The 17,148-nt window shown below is 65.0% G+C and carries 15 protein-coding genes; 6 read left to right on the plus strand and 9 right to left on the minus strand.

Going from position 1 to position 17,148, the window contains the following annotated elements:
• Positions 1-37 precede the first annotated feature (37 nt).
• Positions 38-328 carry a DUF3572 domain-containing protein gene (locus AC13CR_RS17635; protein WP_292955500.1) on the minus strand — a complete coding sequence of 97 codons (291 nt, stop codon included), beginning with the start codon at positions 326-328 and terminating at the stop codon, positions 38-40.
• 117 nt (positions 329-445) lie between these two features.
• Here AC13CR_RS17635 and AC13CR_RS17640 point away from each other — a divergent pair, with 117 nt between their 5' ends.
• The 3 genes from AC13CR_RS17640 (at position 446) to AC13CR_RS17650 (ending at position 3,042) form a co-directional block, all read left to right on the plus strand.
• Positions 446-1,831: a diguanylate cyclase gene (locus tag AC13CR_RS17640; RefSeq protein WP_292955503.1), complete on the plus strand. Its 1,386-nt coding sequence runs from the start codon at positions 446-448 to the stop codon at positions 1,829-1,831.
• A 99-nt stretch (positions 1,832-1,930) separates the two neighbouring features.
• Positions 1,931-2,353, plus strand: a complete 423-nt coding sequence (locus tag AC13CR_RS17645) for a DUF983 domain-containing protein (protein WP_414692160.1) — start codon at positions 1,931-1,933, stop codon at positions 2,351-2,353.
• A 44-nt stretch (positions 2,354-2,397) separates the two neighbouring features.
• On the plus strand, positions 2,398-3,042 hold the full coding sequence (locus AC13CR_RS17650; protein ID WP_349675823.1) for an NUDIX hydrolase: 645 nt from the start codon (positions 2,398-2,400) through the stop codon (positions 3,040-3,042).
• On the opposite strand, the gene AC13CR_RS17655 is transcribed toward AC13CR_RS17650, so the two are convergent.
• The 8 genes from AC13CR_RS17655 to AC13CR_RS17690 form a co-directional block, all read right to left on the minus strand.
• Positions 3,039-3,809 carry an enoyl-CoA hydratase-related protein gene (locus AC13CR_RS17655; RefSeq protein WP_292955509.1) on the minus strand — a complete coding sequence of 257 codons (771 nt, stop codon included), beginning with the start codon at positions 3,807-3,809 and terminating at the stop codon, positions 3,039-3,041. The two genes, AC13CR_RS17650 and AC13CR_RS17655, sit on opposite strands and share 4 nt — an antisense overlap.
• Positions 3,810-3,877: 68 nt before the next feature.
• Positions 3,878-4,333: a cytochrome c-type biogenesis protein gene (locus tag AC13CR_RS17660; protein ID WP_292955512.1), complete on the minus strand. Its 456-nt coding sequence runs from the start codon at positions 4,331-4,333 to the stop codon at positions 3,878-3,880.
• Positions 4,330-6,294 carry a heme lyase CcmF/NrfE family subunit gene (locus tag AC13CR_RS17665; protein WP_482900925.1) on the minus strand — a complete coding sequence of 655 codons (1,965 nt, stop codon included), beginning with the start codon at positions 6,292-6,294 and terminating at the stop codon, positions 4,330-4,332. Before AC13CR_RS17665 ends, AC13CR_RS17660 begins: the two co-directional genes overlap by 4 nt.
• Positions 6,295-6,387: 93 nt before the next feature.
• Positions 6,388-6,927 carry a holin family protein gene (locus AC13CR_RS17670; RefSeq protein WP_292955518.1) on the minus strand — a complete coding sequence of 180 codons (540 nt, stop codon included), beginning with the start codon at positions 6,925-6,927 and terminating at the stop codon, positions 6,388-6,390.
• Positions 6,918-7,529: a holin-associated N-acetylmuramidase gene (locus tag AC13CR_RS17675; protein WP_292978314.1), complete on the minus strand. Its 612-nt coding sequence runs from the start codon at positions 7,527-7,529 to the stop codon at positions 6,918-6,920. The genes AC13CR_RS17670 and AC13CR_RS17675 overlap by 10 nt, the downstream gene beginning before the upstream one ends.
• Before the next feature lie 191 nt (positions 7,530-7,720).
• Positions 7,721-8,179: a cytochrome c maturation protein CcmE gene (gene ccmE, locus AC13CR_RS17680; RefSeq protein ID WP_292955527.1), complete on the minus strand. Its 459-nt coding sequence runs from the start codon at positions 8,177-8,179 to the stop codon at positions 7,721-7,723.
• A gap of 10 nt (positions 8,180-8,189) precedes the next feature.
• The gene (locus AC13CR_RS17685; protein WP_292955531.1) at positions 8,190-9,002 is read right to left on the minus strand and encodes a glutamate racemase; all 813 of its coding nucleotides are present in this window, start codon (positions 9,000-9,002) and stop codon (positions 8,190-8,192) included.
• Between the two features lie 64 nt (positions 9,003-9,066).
• On the minus strand, positions 9,067-12,456 hold the full coding sequence (locus AC13CR_RS17690) for an indolepyruvate ferredoxin oxidoreductase family protein (RefSeq protein WP_446236147.1): 3,390 nt from the start codon (positions 12,454-12,456) through the stop codon (positions 9,067-9,069).
• Positions 12,457-12,615: 159 nt separating this feature from the next.
• Between AC13CR_RS17690 and AC13CR_RS17695 the strand changes: the two genes are divergently transcribed.
• The 3 genes from AC13CR_RS17695 (at position 12,616) to AC13CR_RS17705 (ending at position 17,147) form a co-directional block, all read left to right on the plus strand.
• Positions 12,616-13,521: a LysR family transcriptional regulator gene (locus AC13CR_RS17695; protein ID WP_292955537.1), complete on the plus strand. Its 906-nt coding sequence runs from the start codon at positions 12,616-12,618 to the stop codon at positions 13,519-13,521.
• Positions 13,522-13,821: 300 nt separating this feature from the next.
• Positions 13,822-16,002: a phosphoribosylformylglycinamidine synthase subunit PurL gene (gene purL, locus AC13CR_RS17700; protein ID WP_292955540.1), complete on the plus strand. Its 2,181-nt coding sequence runs from the start codon at positions 13,822-13,824 to the stop codon at positions 16,000-16,002.
• Positions 15,999-17,147 (plus strand): bifunctional 2-C-methyl-D-erythritol 4-phosphate cytidylyltransferase/2-C-methyl-D-erythritol 2,4-cyclodiphosphate synthase, encoded by a 1,149-nt coding sequence (locus AC13CR_RS17705; protein ID WP_446232352.1) that lies wholly within the window; start codon positions 15,999-16,001, stop codon positions 17,145-17,147. The genes purL and AC13CR_RS17705 overlap by 4 nt, the downstream gene beginning before the upstream one ends.
• The last annotated feature ends 1 nt before the right edge of the window (position 17,148 follow it).

Here is a 17,148-nt window from a genome sequence, read left to right on the forward strand (position 1 = left end):
CTAGCGCCGAAAAGTGAAGAAACCGGTAAGACCGGGGCTAATCGATGCTCCAGCCGTGACTGCCGGGGCCGGCCAGGATGGTGCGGGCGGTCATCACCTCTTCCGGCTTGATCTGAAGCGCCTGCGCCACCCGCAGCACGCGTTCATCCGCCTGCAGCACAAAATCAAGAACATGGACCGCCAAATCCGCGTCGCTGGCCATGGCGCGAAGATCCTCGGGCCTCAGCCCCGTCGCGCCGAGAAAGCCCTGAATCAGGTCAGGATCTTCCGTCATCCAGATCAGCGCCGACAACGCCAGCTCGCGTGCCTGTTCGGGCGAATAGGCCATGGGTCACCCCTGCGTGAGTTTTGCGCGGATTTCCGCCGGCTCCGAATAGCGGAAACACTTTGTTAAGGAAATCCTGTGATTCTTCGCCGAAACGGGCAGGAAGGGGTCTGAAGGCTGATGACGGCTCGCATCATCGTTGCTGACGGAACGGCCACGACGCGCATCATGATGAAGGTGCGGTTGGGGTCGGCGTGCCATGGCGTGCTGACCGCGGCAAGCAGCGCCCAGCTTTTGCAGCACCTTCGCGAGGGCAAGCCCGACCTGGTGCTTCTGGCCTCGGGTTTTCCCGATTGCGCGCTGGTCGATCTGTGCGGACTGATCCACGTCGAATATCCCGAAGTGACGATCCTTGCGATAGCCGATGCGCAGGTGCGAATCGAGGCTTTACGGGCAGGTGCGGCGGCTGTCCTGGATCCCGCCGCGGACGAACAGATCCTGCTGGCGCGCATTCGCGGTCTGCTGCGCGATGCCGAAGATGTAGCCGAACAGGTCGGCGCGATGCGCGAGGCCGCCGCACCGTTCCGCCATGCCCGCGAAGATCGCGTCACGCTGGTTGCCGACAACCCCGGCCGCGCCCTGCGCTGGCGCCATGGCCTGCAATCGCGGCTGCATTGCCAGTTCCGCATAAACAATCCCGAAGAGGCGCTGAGCCTTGCCGTGACCGGCGAAGGTGCCGATCTTTATCTGATCGCCGCCGATATCGAGGGGCGCGGTGACGGTTTGCGGCTGCTGTCGGAACTGCGCTCGCGCCACGGCTCGCGCCATGCGGCCTTTATCGTGGCCACCTTGCCCGAACGCAGCGAGTTGTCAGCCATTGCGCTGGATTTGGGCGCGGGCGAGGTTCTGCCGATGGATCTGGGCAGCGGCAGCAATCCCGAAATGGCGGCGCTGGCGGTCGAGGGCCAGTTGCACCGCAAGCGCGACGCCGACCGCCGCCGGGCGGAAACGCAGCGCAATATGGTCTGGGCCATGACCGATCCGCTGACCGGCCTGCACAACCGGCGCTTCGCCCTGCCCCGGCTGGCGGCGATGGCCGGCGATGCGATCCGGCAGCGTCGGCCCTTCGCGGTGCTGGCGCTGGATCTGGATCGATTCAAGACGATCAACGATCGCTTCGGCCATCCTGCGGGCGACGCGGTTCTTCGCGATGTCGCAGCCCGAATCGCCGCCTCGGTACCCGAGGCCGGGATGACCGCGCGCCTGGGCGGAGAGGAGTTTATGATCGTGCTGCCCGAGACCGACGAGGCAGGAGCCTGCGACATGGCCGAGACGATCCGCCGGCGCATCGAGGCAGACGGCATCGTCCTGCCGCAGTTGTCCGGCGGCGGACGGGTCAGGGTCACCGTCTCGGTCGGCGCGGCGGTTGCCCACCCGCCCACCGTGGATATGCGGGCCGAAACTCTGGCCGAATTGTCGATGGAACGGGCCGATCGGGCCCTGATCGTCGCCAAGTCGCTGGGACGCAACCGTGTCATGCTGGCGCAATCCGAACGTGCCGCATGAGTCCCGGCCATGGCGCGAAAGTAAAGGCGGACTGGCGAAAGCGGCGCCAAGGGCTTAGATTGGCACCCACCGCCCGCGCCCCTTGCCACGGAGACCGCCATGCCCAGCCAAGGCCAGACATCCCTCGCCAGCCTGCCGGCCGAAGACCGTCCGACGCGGCGGGCCATGCTGCTTGGCGCGCGCGGGCGCTGTCCTGCCTGCGGCCGAGGCAGGCTGTTCCGGAGCTATCTGAACGTGACCGATCTTTGCCCCGAATGTGGCGAGGCGTTGCACCACCAGCGGGCCGATGACGGACCGGCCTATATGACGGTTCTGCTGGTCTCGCATCTGGGTGCGCCGCTTCTTCTGGCGTTTTTTGTCGCCTTCCGTCCCTCGGCCGCAACCATGATCGTCGGTTTCGGGCTTGGGGCGGTGATCCTGTCGCTGCTGCTGCTGCCGCGGATCAAGGGAGCCATGATCGGGCTGCAATGGGCCAAGCGGATGCATGGTTTCGGAATCGACGCCGAGCCTGCCTCGACGTGACCGAAGCCGAACCGCCAATCCGCGACGCGGCGACGATCATCCTGATGCGCCGCGACGAGGCCGGCAGCCGGGTGCTGATGGGAATGCGTGGCGCGAAAGCGGCCTTCATGCCGTCGAAATACGTTTTCCCGGGTGGCGCGGTCGATCCAAGCGACGCGACCGCGCCGCTGGCCGGAACCCTGACCGCGCCTCATGCAACCCGCCTGGCGGCTGGACTGCGCGAGGGCGCGCCCTGCGATGTCCACGCCTTCGCCGCCGCAGCCCTGCGGGAACTGGCCGAAGAGACCGGCCTGCTGATCGGCAGGCAGGGTGGCGCGGCCTGCCCGTGGCCCGGCTATGCCGAGGCGGGGCTGTTGCCCGATCCGTCGGCCCTGATCTATGTCTTCCGCGCGATCACGCCGCCGGGTCGGCCCCGACGCTTCGATGCACGTTTTTTCGTGGCCGATGCGGCTGAAATCGCCGGCGATCCCGACGATTTCAGCCGCGCCTGCGACGAGCTTTCACACCTGCATTGGGTTCCCTTGGCAAAGGCGCGCGCCCTGAACCTGCCCTTCATCACCGAGGTCGTGTTGGCCGAACTGGCCCAGCTTGTCCGCAATCTGCCGCCTGGATCGGCTCTGCCGGTGCCTGGAACCGTGCCCTTCTTCGATAATCGCGACCACAGGCCGCGCTTTGTCCAGATTGCCTAGCGTCCGATAAAGCGCGCCGGACGCTTTTCCAGAAAGGCCGCGACCCCCTCGCGGAAATCGGCGCTGCGACCGGCCTCGCCCTGCAACCGGGCTTCCAGCGCCAGTTGCGTCTCCATGTCATTGCAGAACGCAGCCGCGAGCGCATGGCGGATCGACAGATAGGCGCCGGTCGGCCCCTGAGCCAGCTTCCGGGCGCGTGCGGCGACCTCCTCGGCGAAGTCGGCGTCGGCGACAGCATCCCAGATCAGGCCCCAGTCCGCCGCTTGTCGGGCCGGAATCGCATCGGCGAAAAGCATCATGCCCATCGCGCGCGCAGCGCCGATGGCGCGCGGAATGATGAAGGTGCCGCCGGCATCCGGGACAAGCCCGATCCTCGTGAAGGCCTGGATGAAGCTGGCGCCTTCAGCCGCGATCACGACGTCGGCGGCCAGGGCCAGATTGGCCCCCGCGCCGGCGGCGACTCCGTTCACGGCCGCGATGACGGGTGCCCGGCAGCCGGTGATCGCACGCAGCATCGGTTCGTATTCATCGCGCAGCGTGGCCTCCAGATCCGCGGCGGCGCCGGCATCGCCAAGATCCTGACCCGAACAGAAAGCCCGCCCCGATCCGGTCAGAACAACGCAGCGCGCCTCTTCGGGAAGGGTCGTCAATGCCTCGGTGATCTCGGCCCGCATCCGTGAATTCAGCGCGTTCATCACCTCCGGCCGGTTCAGGACAAGCGTGGCGATGCCATCGGCGACAGCGAACTGGATGGTCTCATGGGTCATGCAATGTTCCCCCGCGTCTCTTGGGGATCATGGCGCCGGAATGCAGCCTGCGAAAGCGCGACCCCGCGTCACTCGTGCATGATTTCGTCCAGCCGAGCACGCTCGGCCTCGTTCAGATCGCGGATCGAGGACGCGGCGCGGGACCGGCCGCGCAGGAAGACGAAGGCGAGGATCAGGCCCAGCAGGGCCGCCACCGGCGCCGCGAACCACAGCAGAAGATTGATACCGCGCATCGGCGGATCGAACAGCACGAACTCGCCGAAACGGTCCACGACGGCATCGACGACCTCGGCGTCACTGTCACCCGCCACCAGCCGCTCGCGGATATAGAGGCGCAGATCGCGGCTGACCCCAGCGTTGGATTCGTCGATAGACTCGCCCTGACAAACCGGACAACGCATCTTTTGCGAAATATCGCGGGCACGGCTTTCAAGGACGGGATTGTCAAGAACCTCATCGGGCTGAACCGCCAGCGCCGCGAAGGGCGCCAGCAGAAGCATCAGGATCAGCGCAAGCCGGCTCATTCCGCCGGAACCGCGCGGGCCGGCGTGGAGGAACGCGCGCCAGCCGCCACCCGGTAGCGGCGGTCCGACAGGCTGACCAAACCGCCAAGCGCCATCATGATCGCGCCCAGCCAGATCCAGTTGGCGAAGGGTTTGACATAGGACCGCACGGCCCAGCCCCCGCCGGCCTGCTCGTCACCGATGACCAGATAGATGTCACGGAAGAAGCCGTTGACGATGGCGGCCTCGGTCGTGGGCATGCCCTGCACCGGATAGACCCGCTTTTCCGGATAGGTTGTGGCGATACTGCGGCCATCCCGCGCCACCGCCATCGTCGCCATGGTCGAGAGGTAATTGGGCCCCTGAACCTTGTCCACCGCTTCCAGCGTGATCTGATAGCCCGTCAGGTCGAAGGTTTCGCCGACTTGGGCAACGCGGATATCCTCGGTCTGCCAGGCGGTCAGAAGTCCGACGCCGACAAAGGTCACACCCAGCCCGGCATGGGCGATCGCCTTTCCCCAGTCGGCGCGCGGCAGCCGCGCCAGCCGCGACAGACCGGTATTGCCGGTGCGATGGATCAGGTCGGCGACAGAGCCGGCGATCAGCCAGCTTCCCAGACCCGCGCCGATCACCGCGACCGCGCTGCGCCCGGTCGAGACTGCGAAGACCAGAAGCATCACCGCCAGGGCAAACATCAAAGGCCCGCGCAACAGCCGCATCGTCCGCCCCAGGAACGCCCGCTTCCACGGCATGATCGCACCCAAGGGCAGCGCCAGCGCCAGCACGATCATGAAAGGCGTGAATGCCTTGTTGAAGAATGGCGGGCCGACCGACAGCTTGCGATTCCACATCGCCTCGGCGAACAGCGGCCACATCGTACCGATGAAGACCACGAAGGCCGAGACCGCCAGCAGCACATTGTTCAAGACCAGTGCGCCTTCGCGCGAAGTCGGCTGGAACACGCCCTTGGCCATCATGGCCGGCGCCCGCACCGCATAGAGCGTCAGTCCGCCGCCGACGAACACCGTCAGGATTCCAAGGATGAACATCCCGCGCGCCGGATCGCTGGCAAAACTGTGAACAGAGGTAAGCACGCCGGAACGCACGATGAACGTTCCGATCATCGAGAAACCGAAGGCCATGATCGCCAGCAGGATCGTCCAGCTTTTCAGCGATTCACGCTTTTCGACAACGATGGCGGAATGCATCAGGGCGGCGGCCAGAAGCCAGGGCATGAAGCTGGCATTCTCGACCGGGTCCCAGAACCAGAAGCCACCCCAGCCCAGTTCGTAATAGGCCCACCAGGATCCGATCGAAATGCCCGTCGTCAGAAACATCCATGCAGCCAATGTCCAGGGCCGGACCCAGCGGGCCCAGGCGGCATCGACCCGCCCTTCGATCAGCGCGGCGATGGCAAAGCTGAACGCCATCGACAGCCCGACATAGCCCAGATACAGGAACGGCGGATGGAACGCGAGGCCGGGATCCTGCAGCAGCGGGTTCAGGTCGCGTCCGTTGAACGGCGGGTCGGCCAGCCGCAGGAACGGGTTGGATGTGAAGATGATGAAAGCGTAGAAAGCCACCCCGATCGAAGCCTGAACCGACAGCACCCGAGCCCGCAGGCTGGGCGGCAAATTGCCGCCAAAGACCGCCGCCGCCGCGCCGAACAGCGCCAGGATCAGCACCCACAGCAGCAACGAACCCTCGTGATTGCCCCAGACGCCGGTAAACTTGTACAGCATCGGCTTTGCGGTATGCGAATTCTCATAGACCAGCTTCAGCGAGAAATCCGAGGTCACGAAGGCAACGGTCAGAGCCGCGAAGGACAGACCGGTCAACACGAATTGCATGATCGCGGCGGGCCGCGCACTATCCATCCAGCCCTGCCAGCCTTTTGACGCGCCGACCATCGGCACGATCATCTGAAACAGCGCCACGGCGAAGGCCAGGACCAGGGCGAAGTGGCCGAATTCTGCGGTCATCTGGGTCGTCCTCCCTTTCTGACCGCAGCATATGGCAACAAAAAAAGGGGGGAAAGCCCCCCTTTGGCCGTAGCCCACGGTTTCCCGTGTGACCTATCCGCGCAGGCTGGCGACCCAGTCGCGCAGGGCCGCGTTGTCGGCGAAATCGTCCTCGGGGCGGATCGCGCCGGTCAAGGCCGCGGCGTCGCCTTGCCCCTCCTTGCTGACGGTTGCGGCGCCCTTTTTCGCAGGCCAGCCCTTGTTGCGGAAATAATACGCCTCGCGGGCACCGAAATAGAATCCGACGATGGCACCCAGAAGCCACCAAAGCGGCTCGGGCACCTGCTGCAAGCCCTCCATGCGGATCCCGAAACCGGCCGGCTCGACCATCGCATAAACGAACAGACCCATCGTCCCAAGCGCCAGCAGAGGGCGCGGCAGCCGGTTCAACCCGTTGATGAAACTATCGAAGAAACCCGGCCGCGCGATCTGGAATTCCTGTCCCAACTGGTTGATGGCGCGGGCATAGGCCTGTTCCTCAAGCTCCATCTTGCGGGTCGCGTTCTGGGTAAAGACTTCGGCCATGCCGGTGGCGGCACTGCCAAGCGCGCCGACACCTTGCGATACGCCCAGAAATCGGTCGATCACGCCCATCTTGCGGTCCTTTCACGATGTTCGGCCTCGGTCAGCCGGTATTTCGGGGCCATGAACTCCTCGGCCCGGGTGATCCAGCCGCCTTTTCCACCGATCTTGGTGCGCGCATATTTGCGGCTGGCCGGGCGCTGATCGGCGAGGGCGTAATAATAGTTCCGTCGCGCAATTCCGTAGGCGTCGGCCAGATGGTCGGGCGCAGCCTCGGCAGCGTCGGCGACGGCGGCGATGGTCTTCGGCCCCACCACGCCGTCCGCCTGCGCCGGAAACCCCATGCGCGAAACCAGCCTTTGCAGGATCTTCACCGCATTAGCACCGGCATTGACATACATGTCGAAAACGCTCGGCTGCACCTTTTCCGGCAACTCGGACAGACGCGGCTTGCGGAAATAATGCAGCACGAAAATCTGTTCGGCCTGGGCGCGGGTCAGCGCCTTGACATCGGCTGCGTCGATCCGCCCGTCCCGGTTCAGATCCATGCCCAACTGCCGCATCGTCCCGATGGTCACGCCATGATTGGTCGCGCCACCGGGATCGTCGGGGTCATTCACATAGCCACCCTCGCGGGCGACGATCTCTCGCGCGATTTCTTCGACACTCGGCATTCCGGTCCCCTTGAAAGCCAGCCGTCAGAACGACGGAAAGCCCGAAAGGTGATCGGCTCCGGTTAACCATCTGTTAACCGAACGCCCGTTGCATGTCGTGATCCTCAGGCATCGCACATGGTCGCGCCCCTGCCGCCGCGGGTTCGAGCGACCCGTCCCCGCTGGACAGGCAGCCCGCCCGGCGCCGCGTCTCAGGAATTCGGATCCTGGTAGACGCCCGCATCCTTCAGCGTATCGACCACCTCGCGCGGCATATAGGTCTCGTCATGCTTGGCCAGAAGGCTTTGCGCCTCGAAGCGACCGTCGCGATACCAGCCCTTTGCGATGGTGCCCTGACCTTCCTTGAAAAGATCGGGACGCGGATCGCGGCCGATATAGGTCACGGGGATCTCGGCCGCGCCATCGGTGATGACGAAATCGAAGGCCACGCCGCCGCGCTTCACGATCGAGCCGTCCTTTACCAGCCCGCCAAGCTGGAAATATTCGTCCGGCGCCGGCGCGCGCTGGCTGACCTGCGTGGGCGAACGATACAGGTTGATCCCGTCCCGGAACCCGTATCCGATCAGCCCGACGGCGATCAGCAAGGCGACCGATGCGCCGATCAGAACCTGAACGCGGCGGCGTTTCTTCAGCGGTTTCAGACCTGCCATCGCGTTCTCCTCAGATCGCTTCGAACCGGATCGGCCGGCGCAGGAATTGCGTGGCCTTGCCCGAAACACGCACGGGATCGCCGGTCGTCAGATATTTCGCCACCCGGCCCGCGCCCAGAAACTCGGGCCGACGATCAAGATAATCCGCAAGGCTTGCCGCGACCAGCCCCGCCTGCGAATAGACCGCCACATTGTCCCCGAGCGCGCGTTGGAACGCGGCCTCGACCAGCGGATAATGGGTGCAGCCCAGAATCGCCGCCTCGGGGTTCGGCATCCGACGCAGCAGCGCCTCGACATGGCTGGTGACCAGCGCCTCAGCCAGAATTTCGTCACCCATTTCAATGGCATCGACGACCCCACCGCAGGGCTGCGCCTCGACATCGACGCCGACCGCGCGAAAGGCCAGTTCGCGCTGAAAGGCGCGGCTGGCAACCGTCGCGGGTGTCGCGAACAGCGCCACCTGGTTGACCGAGACCTCGCGGGGCGGCGAATTGTCGCCCCATTGCCGTTCGGTCAGCGCCTCGATCATCGGAACGAAGACCCCAAGCACGCGCTTGTCCTGGGGCAGCCAGGTTTCCTGAATGCGCCGCAGCGCGGCCGCGCTGGCTGTATTGCAGGCCAGAATCACAAGATCGCAACCCTCATCCCACAGCCGCGACACACCGGCACAGGTCAGATCGAAGATGTCGTCGGCGGTCCGCACCCCATAGGGGGCATGGGCATTGTCGCCCAGATAGACCAGCGGCAGATCCGGCAGGCGGGCGGCGATGGCCTGATGGATGGTCAGCCCGCCCAGACCCGAATCGAAAACGCCAACCGCCATGTCGCCACTCCCATAGCCTGCGCGCCCTTCTAGGACGCCGCGGGCGGTTTGGGAATGACCCAGATCATTCGGCGGCTTCACGCCTCGGTGCATCGCCCGATCGGAACTGCTGCAACAATTCCCTGCGCCGGATGGCCGCCTCGTCGGCGGCCCTGTCCTTGACGGGACCATAGCCGCGGACGCTCAGCGGCAGCTCGGCCAGTTCTATCGCGATCGGCAGGGTCGCGTCATTCGTGCCGGCCAGAACTTCGCGCATGTCGGTTTCATACTCGCGGATCATGGCGCGTTCGCGCTTGCGCTCGGCCCCGTAGCCGAACGGGTCGAAGGGCGTGCCGCGCAGCACTTTCATCGCCGCCAGGATCCGGAAGGCCTTCAGCATCCACGGCCCGAATTCCCGCTTTTTCGGACGGCCATCCGCGTCCTTGCCGGTCAGCGCCGGCGGGGCCAGGTGGAACGACAGCCTGGTGTCGCCTTCCCATTGCGAGGCGACCTGATCGGCAGTGGTCAGATGCAGCCGGGCGACCTCGTATTCGTCCTTGTAGGCCAGCAGCTTGTAATAACCCCTTGCGATGCTTTCGCGTAGCTCGGGCGGCGCCGCATCGACCAGTTCGCGGAATTTTCTTGCCAGCCGTCTGCCCTGATAGGCAACCAGGCGCGATTCACGATAGACCACGGGATCGACAGGCAATTCAGATACATCCGCCGGCTTCTTCAACAAGTCTGGGAAGGTCATCGCGCACCGCCCCATTTCGAAGGCGCGCAGGTTTTCATCGACCTTGGCGCCGTTCAGACGGATCGCCTCGGCAATGGCCTCGTGGCTCAGCGGGATCAGGCCCTGCTGCCAGCACGCGCCCAGAACCAGCATGTTGGAATAGATCGAATCGCCCAGCATCCGCAGCGCCAGATCGTTGGCGTCGAAAAAGGCAACCCGATCGCCCAGCCGTGCCTGAAGCGCCAGCTTCAGCCGATCCGCTGGGATCTGAAAGTCGCGAAAACGGGTGAAATCGCCGGTGATGATCTCGTGTTCGTTCACCACCGCGCCGGTGCGCGCCTGCGTCATCAAGCCGATGGTCCTGGCCCCCGCCGTCACCACCAGATCGCCGCCGATGATGCAATCGGCCTCGCCTGTCGCCACGCGGATCGCACTGATATCCTCGGGGCGGTCGGCCAGTCGCAGATGGATATGGACCGCGCCGCCCTTCTGCGCCAGCCCCGCCATTTCCATCATGCCCGCACCCTTGCCGTCGATCTGCGCGGCCTGCGCCAGCACCGCGCCGATGGTCACGACGCCGGTTCCGCCGACGCCGGTTATGACGATGTTGTGGGTGCCGCTGATCGTGGGCAGCGCGGGCGCCGGAAGATCCGGCATGTCGAACGCCTCGGCCCTGGGCTTGCGCAGCCTGCCGCCCTTGACGGTAACGAAGCTGGGGCAGAACCCCTTGAGACAGGAGTAATCCTTGTTGCAACTGGACTGGTCGATCTGCCGCTTGCGGCCCAGTTCGGTATCAAGCGGCACGATCGAGACACAATTCGACTGCACCGAGCAATCGCCGCAACCTTCGCAGACTTCGGGGTTGATCCAGACGCGCCGGTCGGGGTCGGGGAATTGTCCCTTCTTGCGGCGGCGGCGCTTTTCGGCGGCGCAGGTCTGGATATAGAGGATCGCACTGACGCCGCGGGCATCTTCCAGTTGGCGCTGGACGTTCATCATCTCGGCGCGTTCCTCAAAGCGCATCCCCTGGGGAAAGCTCTTGCGGTCCACGTCTTCCTTTTCGTCATAGACCACAATGACCGGATCGACGCCCATCGCCACCAGTTCCCGCGCGATCTGGGGCGCGGTCAGATCGCCCTCGTTGGGCTGACCGCCGGTCATCGCGACGGCGTCGTTATAGAGGATCTTGTAGGTGATATTGGTGCCCGCGGCGATCGCCGCACGGACCGCCAGAATTCCCGAATGATTATAGGTTCCGTCGCCAAGGTTCTGAAAGACATGGCCGCGCGTGCTGAACGGGGCCTCGCCGACCCAGTTGACCCCCTCGCCGCCCATATGGGTGAAGCCGGTCGTTTCACGGCCCATCCACTGCACCATGTAGTGACAGCCGATCCCGGCATAGGCGCGGCTTCCCTCGGGCAGCTTCGTGGACGTATTATGCGGACAACCCGAACAGAACCAGGGCGTTCTGGTCGAAATCTCAGGTGCGTTATCATTGCGGCGCACCTCGGTCAGCCGTTCCAGTCCGGCCTTGATATGTTCGGTCCCGCGCCCCTCTTCGATCAGGATTCCGCCGATCTTCTGCGCGATCATCACCGGATCCAGCGCATAGCGTGTCGGAAACAGTTCCTCGTGGGTTCGGTCGTGCTTCCATCCATGCACCCGCCGGCCGTGGCGGTTGTCGAAGATGGCCTCTTTCAGCTGCACCTCGATCAGCTTGCGCTTTTCCTCGACGCAGACGATGAGATCCAGGTTCTCGGACCATTCCTGCATGGACTTCATGTCCAGCGGCCAGGTCTGCCCGACCTTGTAAGTGGTCAGGCCCAGCCGTTCGGCCTCGGCCTCGTCGATACCCAGCAGCGACAGCGCATGGACCAGATCCAGCCAGTTCTTGCCGGCGGCGACAAAGCCGATCTTGGCGCCGGGTTTGCCCCAATGCTTGCGGTCGATGCGGTTGGCACGGGAAAACGCCTCGGCCGCCCAACGCTTGTAATCGATCATCCGCGCTTCCTGCGCCACCGGCGTGTCGCCCAGGCGGATGTTCAGCCCGCCCTCGGGCATGACGAAATCCGGGCTCACGAAATTCAGCCGATGCGGATCGCCGTTCACGACCGCGGTGGCCTCGACCGTGTCCTTCATCGTCTTCAGGCCGGTCCAGACGCCGGCGAAACGCGACAGCGCGAAACCATAAAGCCCGAGATCAAGGATTTCCTGCACCCCCGCAGGCGACAGAACCGGGATATAGGCGTCGATCATGGCCCAATCCGACTGGTGCAGCACGGTCGAGCTTTCGCCGGTATGGTCGTCACCCATCGCCATGACCACGCCGCCATGTCTCGACGAACCCGCCATGTTCGCGTGCCGCATCACGTCGCCGCTGCGATCCACGCCCGGCCCCTTGCCGTACCACAGCGCGAACACGCCGTCATGCTTGCCCTCGCCGCGCAGTTCGGCCTGCTGGCTGCCCCAGATTGCCGTGGCGGCAAGATCTTCGTTCAATCCCGGCTGAAACAGCACGCCGGCTTCCGACAAGCGCTTGCCCTCGCGCATCATTTGCAGGTCCACACCGCCCAGGGGCGAGCCGCGATAGCCGGTCACATAGCCCGCCGTATCCAGACCCGCCGCCTTGTCGCGTGCCGCCTGCATCAGCATCAGCCGAACCAGGGCTTGGGTTCCGTTCAACAAAACGTGGGACTTCGACAGATCGAAGCGGTCGGCCAGCGAGAATTCCTGCTTGCTCATCCTGCGTCTCCTCCGTGCGTGATGGCTTTGGGCGGCATTATAGGTCAGAATTGTTGACCGATGAAGGAAAAAATCCGTGCTTGACGCAGGCGTGTGGGACAGGCAGTTGAAGCGCATCTCTGCAAAAAACGCATGGCTGCCACGCAGGAAACTGACCCTATGGACTGGGACAAGCTCAGAATATTTCATGCCGTGGCCGATGCCGGCAGCCTGACCCATGCGGGCGACACGCTGCATCTGTCGCAATCGGCCGTCAGCCGCCAGATTCGCGCGCTGGAGGAATCGCTGGGCACGACCCTGTTCCACCGTCACGCGCGCGGCCTGATCCTGACCGAGCAGGGCGAACTTCTGTTCGAGGCGACGTCATCGATGGCGCGCAAGCTGGACGGTGCCTCGGCCCGGATTCGCGACAGCGAGGAACATGTCTTCGGCGAATTGAAGGTCACCACCACGGTCGGTTTCGGCACGCTGTGGCTGGCCCCGCGCCTGGTCAAGCTTTACGAAAACTTTCCCGATCTGAAAATCGACCTGATCCTCGAGGAGCGGGTTCTGGATCTGCCCATGCGCGAAGCCGACCTGGCCATCCGCATGAAAGAGCCAAGCCAGTCCGACCTGATCCGGCGCAGGCTGCTGAACATTCGCATGAGGCTGTATGCCACGCAGGAATATCTGGACCACGCCGGTATCCCCGACAGCATCGAGGATCTGACCAGTCACCGGCTGATCTGCCAGAAGCCGGATCAGCCCCAGGTGGCCGCCGGCGCCCGCCTGATCCAGACGGTCATGGCCCAGAACATCACCTCGACCCTGACGGTGAACAACTATTTCGGCGTCCTGCAAAGTGTTCTTGCGAATGTCGGCATCGGCGTCCTGCCGGATTACCTGACCGCTGATCACGATCGTCTCGTGCGGGTTCTGCCCGATACCGAATCGGGCGAGGTTCCGGTCTTTCTGGCCTATCCCGAAGAACTGCGTCAGACGCGCCGCGTCGCGGTCTTCCGCGATTTCGTGCTGCAGGAGATTCAGGCCTATCGCCGCCGGCAAAGCGAGGCGCTCAGCGCCTGAGCGTCCGCACCCACACCGATCTCTACAACTTTCGATTGTAGCCATTCGGCAACTGCATGTCCGCTATGCTGCGGGTGCGGCATGAAAAGACTTGATCCATTCACGGACTGCACATAGATCGTGCTGCGAAGGCGATGACCAGCCTAATCGCTGATCACCTTCAACCTCCCTGTTGGACTTGGGCCGGGCCTTGTGCCCGGCTTCTTTTTTGCCCTGCCGCCGGCCGTGACGCGCGGCCCTTTCCATACCCCGCGTCTGGCCATAAAAGGCGCCTGACTCCACGCGCAGGAAGGGCCGGACATGCAGGAACCGACGATCACCGCCGATCTGATCGCCGCGCACGGGCTGAAGCCCGACGAATACGACCGCATCCTGTCGATCATCGGCCGCGCGCCCAGTTTCACGGAACTGGGTATCTTCAGCGCCATGTGGAACGAACATTGTTCCTACAAGTCCTCGAAGACATGGCTGCGCACGCTGCCCACGGACGGACCGCAGGTGATTTGCGGGCCGGGCGAGAATGCAGGCGTGGTCGATATCGGCGACGGGCAGGCCGTGGTCTTCAAGATGGAAAGCCACAATCATCCCAGCTATATCGAACCGCATCAGGGCGCGGCGACCGGCATTGGCGGGATTCTGCGCGATGTCTTCACCATGGGCGCGCGTCCCATCGCCGCGATGGATTCGCTGTCTTTCGGACGGCCCGAACACCCCAAGACGCCGCATCTGGTCAAGGGCGTGGTGGAAGGCATCGGCGCCTATGGCAACGCGTTCGGCGTGCCGAATGTCGGCGGCGAGGTTCGCTTTCATCGGTCCTATGATGGCAATTGCCTCGTGAACGCCTTCGCGGCCGGACTGGCCGATGCCGACGGGATCTTCTATTCGGCGGCCTCGGGCGTGGGGATGCCGGTCGTCTATCTGGGCGCCAAGACCGGACGCGACGGTGTCGGCGGCGCGACCATGGCCAGCGCCGAATTCGACGACACGATCGAGGACAAGCGCCCCACCGTGCAGGTCGGCGATCCCTTCACCGAGAAATGCCTGCTGGAAGCCTGCCTGGAACTGATGGCCTCGGGCGCGGTCATCTCGATCCAGGACATGGGCGCGGCCGGGCTGACCTGTTCGGCGGTCGAGATGGGCGACAAGGGCGGGCTGGGCATCCGGCTGCAACTGGACGCCGTGCCGCAGCGCGAAACGAACATGACCGCCTACGAGATGATGCTGTCGGAATCGCAGGAACGGATGCTGATGGTCCTGAAACCCGAGAAGGAGGCCGAGGCCCGCGCCATCTTCGAGAAATGGGATCTCGATTTCGCCATCGTGGGCGAGACGATCGCCGAGGATCGTTTTCTGATCCTGCACGGCAACGACGTGAAGGCCGACCTGCCCTTGTCGAAGCTGTCCTCCAGCGCACCGGAATACGATCGGCCCTGGATCGAGACACCGGCCGCCAGACCCTGCGCGCCCCTGCCCCCGATCCGTCCCGTCGAGGCGTTGCGCAAGCTGATCGGCAGCCCCTCTTACGCCCACAAGGGTTGGGTCTGGCAGCAATACGACACGCAGGTCGGGGCCGACACGATCCGGCGACCCGGTCTGGGCGCGGGTGTTGTCCGGGTCCACGGCACCCGGAAGGCGCTGGCCTTCACCGCCGACGTGACCCCTCGTTACGTGCGCGCCAACCCTGTCGAAGGCGGCAAGCAGGCGGTGGCCGAAGCGTTCCGCAATCTTTGCGCGGTCGGCGCTCTGCCCCTGGCCACGACCGACAACCTGAATTTCGGCAATCCCGAAAAGCCGGAAATCATGGGGCAACTGGTCGGGGCCATCAAGGGCATCGGCGAGGCTTGCCGGGCGCTGGATTTCCCTATCGTGTCGGGCAATGTCTCGCTTTACAACGAAACCGACGGCACGGGCATCCTGCCCACGCCCACCATCGGCGGCGTCGGCCTGATCGACGATCTGTCGAACCTGATCGCGGGTCTGCCGTCCGAAGGCGACATTGCCATCCTGATCGGCACCACCCAAGGCCATCTTGGCCAATCGGCGCTGGCGGCCGAGGCGTTCGGGATCGAAACGGGCGATGCCCCCCCCGTCGATCTGGCTGCCGAACGCAGGCACGGCGAATTCATCCGCGCTAACCGGGCCCATTTGCGCGCGGCCACCGACCTGTCGGATGGCGGCCTTGGCCTGGCGGCGTTCGAGATGGCCGAGGCGGCGGGCATCGGACTGCGCCTGGACTCCGACGACATCGCCGGGCTCTATGCCGAGGATCAGGCCCGCTACCTTGTCGCCTGCGACGCGGAGGGCGCGGCGGCGCTGCTGCGGGCGGCCGAAGCAGCGGGCGTTCCCGCCGCTCAGGTCGGCAGCTTCGGCGGCGTGGCCGTCCAGATGGGCGAGGACGCAGGCGATCTGGCCGACTTGTCAAGGCTTTACCGCAGCGCCTTTGCCTCGGCGATTGGCGGCGACAGGCCCGATCACGCATGAATGTCCGCGCGCCCGCAGGCTACGCCGCGATCATCACGGCGGCGGGTCGCGGCAGCCGCGCCGGCGGCGCAATTCCCAAGCAATGGCGCGAGCTTGCGGGCCGAACGGTCCTGGCCCGCGCCATCGCGGCCTTTGCCGGCTTCGACCGGGTGATCCTTGTCGTCCACCCCGACGACATGGCCCGCGCCATCCGGGCTTTCTCCGGCTCCGTCGCCATCGTCGCCGGCGGCGAGACCCGCACGGCCAGCGTTCGCGCGGGCCTGGCGGCCCTGGAAGGCGGCGCCACCAGCCATGTCCTGATCCATGACGGCGCCCGTCCGCTGGTCCCCGATGCGGTCATCAGGGGCGTGATCGAGGCGCTGCAATCGGGCGCTCAGGCCGCTGCCCCGGCCCTGCGCGTCACCGACGCGCTGTGGCGCGGCGCCAACGGGCTTGTCGCCGCCACAGCCCCCCGCGACGGGCTTTATCGTGCGCAGACCCCTCAGGGTTTTGCCCTGGACCAGATATCCGCGGCGCACCGCTTCCATGCCGGCGAGGCCGCCGATGATGTGGAACTGGCCTTGGCCAACGGCCTGACGGTTGCGGTCACGCCCGGCAGCGAGGACAATCTGAAGATCACATGGCCCGAAGATTTCAGCCGGGCCGAACGTATCCTGGGGGCCCGAATGGATATTCGCCTTGGCAATGGCTTCGATGTCCACGCCTTCGGGCCGGGCGATCATGTCTGGCTATGCGGTGTCAGCATTCCTCACGATGCCGGGCTCGTCGGTCATTCGGACGCCGATGTGGGCATGCATGCCCTGACCGATGCCATCTATGGCGCGCTGGCCGAGGGTGACATCGGCCGACATTTCCCCCCCTCGGACCCTCAATGGAAGGGCGCGGACAGCGCCGTGTTCCTGCGCCACGCGGCCGATCTGGCCCGCGAGCGTGGCTATGGCTTCGGCAATTGCGACGTGACCCTGATCTGCGAGGCGCCCCGGATCGGCCCCCATGCCGCCGCCATGCAGGACCGGCTGGCGCGGATCATGCGGATCGACCCGGCACGGATCAGCGTCAAGGCCACCACATCGGAACGGCTGGGCTTTACCGGGCGGCGCGAGGGGATCGCGGCCATCGCCACTGCCGCGCTGATGAAAGGATAAA

It is taken from the genome of Paracoccus sp. L-17 (assembly GCF_056857655.1).